The following is an 11,625-nucleotide window of genomic DNA, read 5'->3' on the forward strand; positions in this document are numbered from 1 at the left end:
CGCGCGCATGGCGCGCTCCTACCGGGGGCGCTACGCTGGGGCCTGGCAAAGGAACCGGGACCCACATGGCCGACACCGAACTGCGCATCGCCCTGCTGATCGACGCCGACAATGCGCCGGCAAGCAGGATCGAGCCGATCCTCACCGAACTGGCCCGCCACGGCGTGGCCAACGTGCGCCGCGCCTATGGCAACTGGAAGAGCCCGCACCTGAAAAGCTGGGAGGACTGCCTGCATACCTATGCCATCCAGCCGGTGCAGCAGTTCGCCTACACCGCGCGCAAGAACGCCTCCGACATGGCGATGCTCATCGACGCCATGGACCTGCTGTACACCGGTAACCTGGACGGCTTCGCGATTGTGTCCAGCGACGCCGACTTCACCCCGCTGGTGATGCGCCTACGCAATCAGAACATGCGCGTGTTCGGCTTTGGCGAGGAAAAGACGCCCAAGCCGTTCGTCAACGCCTGCTCGACCTTCCTGTACCTGGAGAAGCTGGACGCCGCCGATGACGATGGCAAGGCGGCCGAGTCCAGGCCGAAGTCGAGCTCGGAGCTGCAGCGCGACGCCAGGCTGATCCACCTGTTGCGCAACGCGGTATCGGCCACCTCGGATGATTCCGGCTGGGCGCACCTGGGCGTGGTCGGCAGCCACATCCGCAACCACACCTCGTTCGACGAGCGCAACCACGGTTACCGCAACCTCAGCGCGCTGTTTGAAGCGACGGGACTGTTCGAGCTGCGCCGCGAGGGCCAGTTGGTGGAGATCCGCGAGAAGCCCAAGGCGAAGGCCCGCACCAAGGGCACGCGCAAGAAGACCGCAGCAACCTGAGTCCGGTCCCACCGCCCCAGCCCAAGCCCGGGTAGGTGTGGCCCAGGTGCCTTGATCCGGTGGGAGCGCGCCACGCGCGCGAAGCCGCGTGAATGTCGCATCGCAGAGGGGCGTCGGTCGGGATGACCTGGCCGGAGCCTCGACCACCGCCAGGTGTCACGCGGTTTCGCGCGCATGGCGCGCTCCTACTGAGGTCCGTCGTGCGAACGGGACTGAGCCCGGTACAGGGCGGCCGGCACCGATGAGGCCGGGCATCAGTAGAGATCGATCGGATCCACATCCAATGACCAGCGCACCTTGCGTGCTTCGGGCAGGGTGTGCAGTTCCGCAACCACGGCGCGCAGTGCCGCGTGCAGGGGCGCGCGCTGCGGTGCAGAGAGAAGCAGCTGGGCACGGTACTGGCCCGCGCGACGGGCCATTGGTGCGGGCATCGGACCGTTGATCTCCACGCCGGGTGTGGCCGGCCCGGTGCGGCCCCGGTCCTGCCAGGCCGCCACGGCGCGCCGGGCCGCATGCAGGAACTCCATCGGCGGTTCGGCGTGCTTGGATTCGGCACGCAGCATGGCCAGGTGGGCAAATGGCGGGAAACCGGCCGCCTCGCGCTGCTCCAGCTCGGTTTCGGCAAAGGCGTGATACCCACCGTGGATCAGGGTATCCAGCAGCGGATGGTCGGGATGGTGGGTCTGCAGCACCACTTCACCGGCCCGCTCCGCGCGACCCGCGCGGCCAGCCACCTGGATCAACAGCTGGGCGAGCTTTTCCGAAGCGCGGAAATCCGCTGAAAACAGACCCTCGTCGATGCCGACCACCGTCACCAGGGTCAGACCGGCCAGGTCGTGCCCCTTGGCCAGCATCTGGGTGCCGACCAGGATGCCGGGCCGGTCTCCGAGTTCGGCGAACAGGCGCTCCAGCGCGTCGCGCCGGCGGGTGCTGCCGCGGTCGATGCGCAGCACCGGGTGATCGGGATAGCGCTGGACCAGCAGCTCTTCCAGCCGTTCGGTGCCGATCCCCTGCGGTTGCAGACCGAGTCCGCCGCAATCGGGACAGGCCAGCGGGGCCGGGCGGCGGTGGCCGCAGTGGTGGCACTGCAGCCGGCGGCCGTGCGCGTGTACGGTCATCGGCCGGTTCTGTTCGGGGCTGGAGCAACGTGGGCAGCCGGCGCTCCAGCCGCAGTCGTGGCACATCAGCACGGGGGCATAGCCGCGCCGGTTGCGGAACACCAGCACCTGGCCGCCGGCGGCCAGCGCCCGCTCCACCGATTCCAGCAGCTCGGCCGACATGCCCGCTTCCAGCGGCCGCTTGCGCACGTCCAGCACCCGCACCGGCGGGGGCCGGCCGCTGCCCGCGCGCCGGCTCAGGCGCAGGTGCACGTAGCGGCCGCTGCGGGCGTTGTGCAGGGTTTCCAGCGAAGGGGTGGCGCTGCCCAGCACGATCGGCACGGCCAGCGCCTTGGCCCGCACCAGGGCGAAATCGCGCGCGTGGTAGCGGAACCCGTCCTGCTGCTTGTAGCTGCCGTCGTGTTCCTCGTCGATCACGATCAGCCCGGCCTGCGGCAGCGGGGTGAAGACCGCCGAACGGGTGCCTACGATCACCCGCGCTTCGCCGCGCCAGGCGGCGGCCCACACCCGCGCCCGTTCGGCATCGCTCAACCCCGAATGGCTGGCGTGCACCGGCACGCCCAGGCGCGCGCGGAAGCGCCCCAGCAGCTGCGGGGTCAGCCCGATCTCGGGAACCAGCACCAGCGCCTGGCGGCCCCGCGCCAGGCACTCGGCGATCGCCTGCAGGTACACCTCGGTCTTGCCGCTGCCGGTGACCCCATCCAGCAGCAATGGCACGAAGCCCGCCGCGCTGGCCTGGATGGCGGCGATCGCCTCGGCCTGCTCGGGATTGGGTTCCGGTCCGGGCTGTGGATCCGGGGCCAGCTGCGAGGCAGGGATGGCAATGCGCTCGGCCAAGCCGCGTTCGGACAGGGTGCGGGCCGCGGGACGCCAGCCGGACAGCAGGTCGTCGAGCGCGGTCTCATCGCGCGTGCTGCTTTCCAGCAGCTCGGCAAGGCGGCGCGGGCGGCCCTGGCGCATGCCGGGCACGCCCGAAGCCCCGGCTTCGGTCAGCCGCCAGGCCCACTCGTGGGTGTCGGGCAGCGGCTCGCCACGGCGCAGGGTGGCCGGCAGGGCGGTGGCCAGTACCTCGCCGGCAGGTGCATGGGTGTAGCGCGCGAGCCAGCGGGTGGAGGCGTGCAGCTCACCGGCCAGCAGCGGGTCCGGCTCCAACCAGGCCAGGGCTTGGCGCAGCCCCTTGGCGTCGATGTCGGCAGGTCCGCTTCCCTCGACGATCCCCACCAGTTCACGCTGTCCAAACGGCACCCGGACCCGCCGGCCGATGTCCTGCGGCGAGGCGGTATGGCCGTCGGGCGGCAGGTAGTCGAACAGGCGCGGGAGCGGAACCGGCAGGGCAACCTGCAGAACGGTCTGGAGGGTGGAGGGCATGGATGCAAGTCTAGGGGCTGTGCCGCCCGGGGAGAGCCCTGCGCGTGAGCGGGACGGATTTGCAGCCGGGGGTTTTTTTGCGTTCAGCCACTTTTCATCTGCAAGTGCCGGTCGGCAAAGGAGATTTTTCGTTATCCACATCTGCTGTGGATAAGTCTGTGCATGGGTGTCCGGTTGCGCTCGTTTGGGCCAGTACCCATGCGGCTTTGCTGAACTTGGCCAAAAATGCGCCAGACCCTCTTTTCTATTGCAATTCAATGGCTTGGCCGTGAAACATTCCCGCAACATTGGGCCGAGCTCCCAGCCCGATCGGGTAGATGACGGTTTCGTGATTCCTGTGCACAACCGGTTTTGTCAAGTCCTGGAATGGTCGGTGAGGGACCTTCCCGACCGCGAACCCAGGATGTCGTTTTGTGTGGTCCACAGGGCTGGGCATGGGGGAGTGACCTGCCCCAAGGGACCCGGGGTCGAGCGTCAAATCCCTGCTCGAGCCCTTTTTCCTGCAAGTGCTTGCCGGCAAAGGGGATTTGCCCTTATCCACATTTCTTGTGGATAAGTCTGTGCATGGGTGGTCGCTTCGTATCGTTTGGGCCTTCATTCATGCGGCTTTGCTGAACTTGGTGAAAAATGAGCCACCGCATGCTTCCCGTTTGAATTCAATGGCTTGGCCGTGAAACATTCCTGCAGCCTGGATCCGCGCCGGAAGTCCGTTCGGGTTGGTGATGACGGCGTGAGTGCTGTGCACAACCGGTTTTTGTCAAGCCTGGAAGCAAGCGTTCGTTCCTGGGGCGCGTCGGTCCGGCACGCCACCGGCGGATCCGAGGCGGATCCAGCATCCGCAGCGAGTGACAGGGAAGCGCATACGTGGGGGAGAGGTTGAGTTGCAGGCCAAACCTGTGAACCCCCTCACGTTTCAGCTGCAAGTGCGCGACGGCAAAGGGGATTCTCTCGTTATCCACACGGCCTGTGGATAAGTCTGTGCATGGTTGCCCACTTTCGGTCATTTGGGCCTTCACACATGCCGCTTTCCTGAACTTGGCGCAAAATTCGCCATGCGCTGTTTTTCCTTTAAAATCAACCAGTTGGCCGTGAAACATTTCCGCAACATCGAGTGGAGGCGGCTCCTGTGGCGTGGTTGTCGGGTTTTCGCAGCCGCTGTGCACAACATTTTTCGCAGGGGCGGCGGGAGGGAGCGCCCAGCGGTTAAAAGTCAAGCCACCGCCGTGGGCGCGCCACAGCTATGATGCGCGTGCTGATGAACCCGATCCGATGCCCGTCCCGCCCGTGAAAGAACCAGCCGCGGTCTCCCCCGCCTTGTCCGCGTTCCTGCGTGGCGTTGAGCGCCGGGCGGCGGTGTTCGCGCATCTGCAGGCCGGCGACCAGGCTGCCGGGACGGCGGCGCTTGCCGAGACAATGGCCGCTTTTCGCGCTGTAGCTGCCCGGACCGCTTTTGGCGACTGGCCGCGGCGGTTCTGGACAATGCTGTTGGCAGCCCCGCAGCTGCGCGAGGCTGAGACCGGCGGGCGCTGGCCCGGTCAGTTCCAGGCCCTTGCCCAGGCCGGCCGTGGGCCGCGGGCGGCGCTGCTGCTGCGGCTGGTCGCGCACGTTTCCGAAGCGGACGCCGCTGCTGCGCTGGGAGTTGCCCGGCCCACGTACCGCATGGCATTGCGACGGGCGCTGCCCAGGAGCGAGGACGGTCGCGGCGATGACCTTGCCTGGCAGGAACTGGGCGCAGCTGCGCAGCAGGCGGTGCGGGATATCTCTCCGCAGCGACTGGAAGAACTGGCACAGCTGCGGGAAGCCGCGCTGCAGGGTGTGGAGTGGGCGCCGGCCCCTCAGCCCCTCGATCCCGCGTCGCAGCGGGAGCGTCCGCAGCAGGAGCGCGCGCGCTGGCTGTGGCCGGCATTGGTTCTGGTCGTGGTAGCCACCCTGGCTGCTGTGGCCGCGGTCCCCCGGCTGGCGGGCCAGGCGGGCGGACCTGACGGTGGCCCCGACCAGATCGTCAGCGAAGCGCTTGCGCCCGGGGCCAAGCCGCGTGGCGCCCTGGAAGGGGATCTGGCGCTGCTGACCCACCCGGATTTCGAACTCCTGGCCGACGAGCCTCAGGACGCAGCCATGCGCGCCCCGGCCTTCCATGCCTGGCTGGTGCACCAGATCGAAGGGTTGCCGCAGGACGATGTGGTGCGCGAGCAGCGGGAAGAAACGCCAGCCGACGTCGAAGGCGCCGGCGAAGAAGGGTTCAATGATGTGCCCTGACCGGCCAATGCGTGCAGCGGTCCTGCTGCTGACCGCATTGCTGATTGCCCCGGCGGCCCTGGCAGTGCCGCCCGCTTTGCAGGAATACGGGGAAGCACTGCCTGCGCCAGAACGTGAGCAACTGGCCCGGCGCCACGCGCAGCTGCAGGCCATGCCGGCAGGGGCCCGCGATGCGCTGCGCGAGCGCGCCGAACACTGGAATGCGCTGCCGCGGGCCGAGCGTCGGGCGCGACGCGACGCCTGGCAGGCGTGGAACCGGTTGCCCGCCGCGGCCCAGGCCAAGCTGCGTGCCGCGGCAGCGGCCTACGCAGCCCTGCCGGAAGAGCGTCAACAGGCGCTGACCGACGCCTTTGCCGCATTGGATAGCTTCGAGCGCAACGGCTGGGCGCTGGGTCCCGACGTGGGGGCGGACTGGCCGCTGCTGCATCCGCTGTTCGCACTGGTTCCGCTGCCGCAGCAGGAGGAACTGCTGGCGGTGCTGCTGTCGATGGATGAGCGCGAACGCCAGGACCTGGGCGTGCTGGCCCAGCGTACGCCGCCCGGAGAGCGCGAGGAGCTGCGCCGCGTGCTGCTGACCACGCCGGCGGAGAACCGCGGCCCGTGGCTGCGGCAGATGGTCGGCCCCTAGTCCGGGTCATGCCTACGTATTCCCCTCCTGCGCCGCGCTTCGGCCGCGAACTGCGCACCACCGCCGTGCTTGCCGGTCCGCTGATGGTTGGCCACGTGGCCACCGGCCTGATCGGCCTGGTCGACAGCCTGATCGCCGGGCGCCACGGCACGGCAACGCTGGCCGCGGTGTCAGTGGGCACAGCCATGTTCTGGCTGCCGCTGATGATTCCGATGGGCACGCTGATGGCGCTGCCGCCTACGGTGTCGCAGCTGGACGGCAGCGGTCGCCGGGGGGAAATCGGCGCGGTGTTCCGCCAGGCGATGTGGCTGTCGGTGATCCTCGGCGCGCTGTTGTTCGGCCTGCTGACGGTGGGAGTGCACGCGCTGGAGCCGATGGGCATCGCCGAGGAAATCCGGCCGGGGGCGGCTGCGTTCCTGCGCGGTATCCGTTGGGGCGTGCCGGCGCTGGCCCTGTACTACTGCATGCGCTACCTCAGCGACGGGCTGCATTGGACCCTGCCCACCATGGTGTTCGGGTTCGGTGGCCTGCTGCTGCTGATCCCCACCGGCTTCCTGCTGACCTTTGGAGGCTGGGGCGTGCCGGAGATGGGGGCGGGCGGGCTTGGCTGGGCCTCGGCGATCGTGCTGTGGGCGCAGGCCATCAGCTTCTTCCTGTACCTCGTGTTCTCACCCCGGTTCGCATCGCTGCGGCTGTTCGAGCGCTTCGACCCGCCTGACCGCAAGCACATTGGTGAACTGCTGCGGGTGGGCCTGCCGATCGGGATCACGGTGGCGATGGAGGGCGGGCTGTTCGTGGCCACTTCGCTGCTGATCGGGCGGCTGGGGCAGATCGAGGCCGCGGCCCACCAGATTGCGATCAACCTGTCCGGGCTGTGCTTCATGGTCCCGTTTGCGGTGGCCGAGGCCACCACGGTGCGGGTGGGCCACGCGTTCGGCAGCGGCCTGGGACGGGAGGGAGTGCGCCGCGCCGCGCTTGCCGGACTGGCGGTGGTGCTGGTCACCCAGACCTTCAGCGCGATCGTGCTGCTGACCGGAAGCAGCCTGCTGGCGGGCCTGTACACCAATGACGCCGGGGTGGCGGCGCTGGGCGCGTCGCTGCTGCTGCTGGCCGCGGTCTACCAGTTTCCCGACGGCATCCAGGTGCTCTCCGCCGGCGCCCTGCGCGGGCTCAAGGACACCCGGGTGCCGATGCTGCTGGCGGCGATCTCCTACTGGGCGGTCGGCATGGCGGTGGGGGCATGGCTTGGGCTGGGCCTGGGCTGGGGGCCACGGGGCATGTGGATCGGCCTGATCGCCGGCCTGAGCATGGCCGCGGTGCTGCTCGGGACCCGCTTCCTGCACCGCAGCGCACGTATCCCACCGCAGGCAGGGTTACCTCCGGCGCATGATTCCAAGCCGGGCGCAGGCTAAGCTGTCACCAGCTTCCGTCGCCTCCAGAGTCAAACGATATGAACGAACCTCGCCGCCGCGGCCCTATCGCGCGCGTACTAGTGGGCGTGTGGGACGCCATGAACTTCACCCGGCGCCTGATCTTCAACCTGATCTTCTTCGCCCTGCTGTTCATGGTGCTGGCGATCCTGGCCTCAGGCGACAAGACCGCGCCGCTGATGGACCGCACCACGCTGGTGATCGCACCCCAGGGGGCGATCGTGGAGCAGTACAGCGTCGATCCGGCATCGCGCGCGCTGGCGCGGCTGATGGGTGATTCCAGCAATGCCCAGGTGCAGCTGCGCGACATCCTGCGGGCGATCGAGGCGGCCCGCGAAGACGAGCGCATCGAGCGGGTGTACCTGGACCTGGACGGACTGCAGGGCGCGGGTATCGCCACCCTGCGCGAGGTCGCTGCCGCGCTGCGCGGTCTGCGCGACTCGGGCAAGCAGGTCATCGCCTACGGCACCGCCTACAGCCAGGGCGGCTACCTGCTGGCCGCGCAGGCCGACGAGGTCTATACCGACCCGATGGGCGGCATGGTGATGCTGGAAGGCTTCGCCAGCTACGGTCCGTACTTTGGTGAGGCGCTGCAGGACAAGCTCAGCGTGGACATCCACGTATTCAAGGTGGGCGAGTTCAAGTCGGCGGTGGAGCCCTTCATCCTCAATGCCGCCTCGCCGGAGGCCAAGCAGGCCGATCTGTACTGGCTCAGCGACCTGTGGCAGCGCCACCTGGCGGATATTGCCGCCGCGCGCGGACTCAGCGCAGGCCAGCTGGAAGCGGGCATTGACGGCATGGCTGACGGGGTGGCCGCGCTGGGCGGCGACTTCGCCCGATACGCCGAGCAGCAGGGTCTGGTGGATGGATTGCTGACCCGGCAGCAGGTGGAGCAGCTGTTGACCGAGCGCGGGGTGGCCGACGACGACGCGCAGGGCGGGTTCCGCAACGTGTCGCTGGACGACTACCTTGCCCACGTGGATCGCGATGCCCCGCGCCTCAGCCCCCTCCAATCGCAGGTGGCGGTGGTGGTGGCCGAAGGCGGCATCAGCGACGGCGAGCGCCCGCCGGGCAGCATCGGCGGTGAATCCACCGCGGCGCTGCTGCGTGAAGCGCTGGAAGACGAGCACATCAAGTCGGTGGTGCTGCGGGTCAACTCTCCCGGCGGCTCGGCCTATGCCTCCGAACAGATCAACCGCGAGATCCAGGCGCTCACCGCCGCCGGCAAGCCGGTCGTGGTGTCGATGGGTTCGGTGGCCGCATCCGGTGGCTACTGGATCAGCATGAACGCGGACCGCATCTATGCCGATCCGTCCACCATCACCGGATCCATCGGCGTGTTCGGCATGCTGCCCAACTTCACCCGCAGCCTGGACCGGATCGGCATCCACACCGACGGCGTGGGCACCACTGCGCTGGCGGGTGCGTTTGATCCGACCCGTCCGCTGGAGCCCGACGTGGGCCGTCTGATCCAGTCCAGCGTGGAGAAGATCTACACCGACTTCGTGGGCAAGGTGGCGGCCGGGCGCGATACCACTCCCGAGGCGATCGACGCTGTGGCCCGCGGCCGGGTATGGAGCGGTTCGCAGGCGCTCGATCGCGGCCTGGTCGACGAACTGGGAAGCCTGGGTGATGCCCTGGCCGAAGCGGCGCGGCTGGCGGAGCTGGAAGAGGGCGACTACCGGGTGCGTTACGTGGAGAAGGCGCCGTCGGCCTTCGCCCAGTTCCTGGAGGGCATGTCCTCCACGCGGGTGGGTGCCATGCTGCTGGGTGACAGCGCGCTGGCGCGCTCGCTGATGGTGAAGGCGGTGCCGGAGCTGGAGCGGCACATGCAGGTGTTTGAGCATGCCTTGGCCAATAGCCGCGGGCCGGCGGGCATCACCATGTCGTACTGTTTCTGCGAAATGCGCTGACCATCCGCTGATGTCCTGATGCAAAGACGGCCACCGGTTACCCGGTGGCCGTTTTCGTTCAGGTCGCGTCGCGCAGCGCAGTGGCCTGCGGTTCCGGTGGCTCGTCGATCGGCGGGGCTTCCGGCGGCGGCGAGCAGGCGGCTGCCAGCAGCAGCGCGGCACCGGCCAGCCACATGGGGAGGGTCCGGGTCATGATCCGCTCCTGTTCGGGTCAACAGTTATCCTACGACCTCATTTCAGTCGGGGTAGTGAAGAGATGGATCCGCAGCGCTGGCGCCTGGATGGGCAGCTTGCATTGGTCACCGGCGGCAGCGCCGGTATCGGCCGCGCGATTGCGCGGGAGCTACTGGGCTTCGGCGCCCGGGTGGTGATCGTGGCGCGCGATGGCAACGCGCTGGAACTGGCGCGCGATGAGCTGCTGGACGAGTTCCCGCAGGGCGAGGTCCAGGCATTGATCGGCGACGTGGCCGACGATGAGCAGCGCCGCGAGATCCTGGACTGGGTGGAGGACCAGGGCGAAGGGCTCAACATCCTGGTCAACAACGCTGGCGGCAACCGGTCGCGGCGGGCCACCGAGTATGCCGAGGACGAGTGGCGGGAGATCTTCGAGGTCAACCTGTTCAGCGCCTTCGAGCTGTCGCGCTACGCCTTTCCATTGCTGACCCAGCACCCGGGCTCGTGCATCGTCAACGTGGGCAGCGTCGCCGGCCTGACCCATGTGCGCACCGGCGCGCCCTACGGCATGAGCAAGGCCGCGCTGCACCAGATGACCCGCAACCTGGCGGTGGAGTGGGCTGCGGAAGGCGTGCGGGTGAACGCGGTGGCACCCTGGTATATCCGCACCCGGCGTACATCAGGCGCACTGGCGGATCCTGATTACCTGGACGAGGTTCTGCTGAGCACTCCGATGGACCGGATCGGCGAGCCGGAGGAAGTGGCCGCCGCCGTGGCATTCCTGTGCCTGCCGGCATCCAGCTACGTCACCGGCGAGTGCATCGCGGTGGACGGCGGCTTCCTGCGCTACGGGTTCTGACACGCACCGGAGCCGCCTTGCAGCGGCCGCGGCGGCTCAGCTCGCGGGACGCAGCACCAGGACCGGGAGCCGGGAATGGGTGAGGACCTTCTGGGTGACGCTGCCCAGCAGCAGGGCGTTGACGCCGCGCCGACCATGCGAGGCCATGGCGATCAGGTCGCACTCGCGGGTGGTGGCGGTGCTGATGATGGCCTGGTCGGGGTGTTCGCTGCCGATCAGCTTCATCTGCGCATCCACGCCCCTGGCCCGGGCTTTGTCCATGGCGCTGTCAAGAATGGCGTGCGCGGCCTGCCGGGCGTGCTTCTCGTAACGTTCGCGGGTCTCCCCGAAGTGTTCCGGCTCGGCGGCGAAGGTGTAGAACGGCTCCACCACGGTCAGGATGGTGACCCGTGCGCCGAGACTGGTGGCGAGTTCAAGGCCCTGTTCGACCGCGTGACTGGACAGCGGTGAGCCGTCGGTCGGAAGCAGCAGGTGGCGGTACATCAGATCTCTCCGAAGGGTGCGGCGACAGGCGCCGGCGGGACATGGCGTCAGGACAGGACGTCAAACCAGGGCGTCAGGCTTTGTGGCGGATCACCAGCACCGGGATGGTGGAGTGGGTCAGGACCTTCTGGGTTTCGCTTCCCATCAGCAGGGCGCTGACACCGCGACGTCCGTGCGAGGCCATCACGATCAGGTCGCAGCCGGCGTCGTCCGCGGTCTGGATGATGGTGGTGTGCGGATGTTCGCCGCGGCCCAGGAGTGTGTTGGCCTCGACGCCGGCGGCGCGGGCCCTGTCCGCGGCGGCCTGCAGCAGCCGGTTGGCATTTTCCTGCGCGCTTTTCTCGTAGTTCTCAAGCACGTCGGCCATGAGTTCCGCGGACAGGTTGAACGCCTGGAACGACTCGACCACGGTCAGGATGGTGACCGCGGCCCCGAGCTTGGCGGCCAGGGCCACGCCGTGGTCGATGGCATGGTTGGACAGCGCCGAGCCGTCCGTGGGCAGCAGAAGATGCGTGTACATGAACGGGTACTCCAGCCGGGCACTCAGGGTACGACAGACGCTGTGC

The 11,625-nt window shown here is 68.4% G+C and carries 10 protein-coding genes; 6 read left to right on the plus strand and 4 right to left on the minus strand.

What is annotated here, in order from left to right; all coding sequences use genetic code 11:
* Positions 1–65: 65 nt before the first annotated feature.
* Positions 66–830 carry an NYN domain-containing protein gene (locus ACW7G2_RS12750; RefSeq protein ID WP_456976368.1) on the plus strand — a complete coding sequence of 255 codons (765 nt, stop codon included), beginning with the start codon at positions 66–68 and terminating at the stop codon, positions 828–830.
* Between the two features lie 254 nt (positions 831–1,084).
* On the opposite strand, the gene ACW7G2_RS12755 is transcribed toward ACW7G2_RS12750, so the two are convergent.
* Positions 1,085–3,316, minus strand: a complete 2,232-nt coding sequence (locus ACW7G2_RS12755; RefSeq protein WP_456976370.1) for a primosomal protein N' — start codon at positions 3,314–3,316, stop codon at positions 1,085–1,087.
* A 1,284-nt stretch (positions 3,317–4,600) separates the two neighbouring features.
* Here ACW7G2_RS12755 and ACW7G2_RS12760 point away from each other — a divergent pair.
* Genes ACW7G2_RS12760 through sppA form a run of 4 tightly spaced genes read left to right on the plus strand, consistent with a single transcriptional unit; the run spans position 4,601 to position 9,543 of the window.
* Positions 4,601–5,572, plus strand: coding sequence for a hypothetical protein (locus ACW7G2_RS12760; RefSeq protein ID WP_456976372.1), 972 nt, complete (start codon positions 4,601–4,603; stop codon positions 5,570–5,572).
* A 7-nt stretch (positions 5,573–5,579) separates the two neighbouring features.
* Positions 5,580–6,200, plus strand: a complete 621-nt coding sequence (locus tag ACW7G2_RS12765; protein ID WP_456976374.1) for a DUF3106 domain-containing protein — start codon at positions 5,580–5,582, stop codon at positions 6,198–6,200.
* Between the two features lie 8 nt (positions 6,201–6,208).
* Positions 6,209–7,612 (plus strand): MATE family efflux transporter, encoded by a 1,404-nt coding sequence (locus ACW7G2_RS12770; RefSeq protein ID WP_456976376.1) that lies wholly within the window; start codon positions 6,209–6,211, stop codon positions 7,610–7,612.
* Positions 7,613–7,650: 38 nt separating this feature from the next.
* Positions 7,651–9,543, plus strand: a complete 1,893-nt coding sequence (gene sppA, locus ACW7G2_RS12775; RefSeq protein ID WP_456976378.1) for a signal peptide peptidase SppA — start codon at positions 7,651–7,653, stop codon at positions 9,541–9,543.
* A gap of 58 nt (positions 9,544–9,601) precedes the next feature.
* Here the strand turns inward: sppA and ACW7G2_RS12780 are convergent, their stop codons facing one another.
* Entirely contained in the window at positions 9,602–9,736 is a 135-nt protein-coding gene (locus ACW7G2_RS12780) for a hypothetical protein (RefSeq protein WP_456976380.1), read from the minus strand.
* Between the two features lie 63 nt (positions 9,737–9,799).
* Between ACW7G2_RS12780 and ACW7G2_RS12785 the strand changes: the two genes are divergently transcribed.
* Positions 9,800–10,576: an SDR family oxidoreductase gene (locus ACW7G2_RS12785; protein WP_456976382.1), complete on the plus strand. Its 777-nt coding sequence runs from the start codon at positions 9,800–9,802 to the stop codon at positions 10,574–10,576.
* A gap of 36 nt (positions 10,577–10,612) precedes the next feature.
* Here the strand turns inward: ACW7G2_RS12785 and ACW7G2_RS12790 are convergent, their stop codons facing one another.
* On the minus strand, positions 10,613–11,059 hold the full coding sequence (locus tag ACW7G2_RS12790; RefSeq protein ID WP_456976384.1) for a universal stress protein: 447 nt from the start codon (positions 11,057–11,059) through the stop codon (positions 10,613–10,615).
* A gap of 73 nt (positions 11,060–11,132) precedes the next feature.
* Positions 11,133–11,579, minus strand: a complete 447-nt coding sequence (locus ACW7G2_RS12795; RefSeq protein WP_456976386.1) for a universal stress protein — start codon at positions 11,577–11,579, stop codon at positions 11,133–11,135.
* Between the last annotated feature and the right edge of the window lie 46 nt (positions 11,580–11,625).

It is taken from the genome of Luteimonas sp. A277, from assembly GCF_054052045.1.

Coding starts and splice junctions, on each gene's coding strand:
- ACW7G2_RS12770 (WP_456976376.1), top strand. CDS start 6,209: ATGCCTACGTATTCCCCTCCTGCGCCGCGCTTCGGCCGCGAACTGCGC.
- sppA (WP_456976378.1), top strand. CDS start 7,651: ATGAACGAACCTCGCCGCCGCGGCCCTATCGCGCGCGTACTAGTGGGC.
- ACW7G2_RS12755 (WP_456976370.1), bottom strand. CDS start 3,316: ATGCCCTCCACCCTCCAGACCGTTCTGCAGGTTGCCCTGCCGGTTCCG.
- ACW7G2_RS12790 (WP_456976384.1), bottom strand. CDS start 11,059: ATGTACCGCCACCTGCTGCTTCCGACCGACGGCTCACCGCTGTCCAGT.
- ACW7G2_RS12795 (WP_456976386.1), bottom strand. CDS start 11,579: ATGTACACGCATCTTCTGCTGCCCACGGACGGCTCGGCGCTGTCCAAC.
- ACW7G2_RS12780 (WP_456976380.1), bottom strand. CDS start 9,736: ATGACCCGGACCCTCCCCATGTGGCTGGCCGGTGCCGCGCTGCTGCTG.
- ACW7G2_RS12765 (WP_456976374.1), top strand. CDS start 5,580: ATGCGTGCAGCGGTCCTGCTGCTGACCGCATTGCTGATTGCCCCGGCG.
- ACW7G2_RS12750 (WP_456976368.1), top strand. CDS start 66: ATGGCCGACACCGAACTGCGCATCGCCCTGCTGATCGACGCCGACAAT.
- ACW7G2_RS12785 (WP_456976382.1), top strand. CDS start 9,800: ATGGATCCGCAGCGCTGGCGCCTGGATGGGCAGCTTGCATTGGTCACC.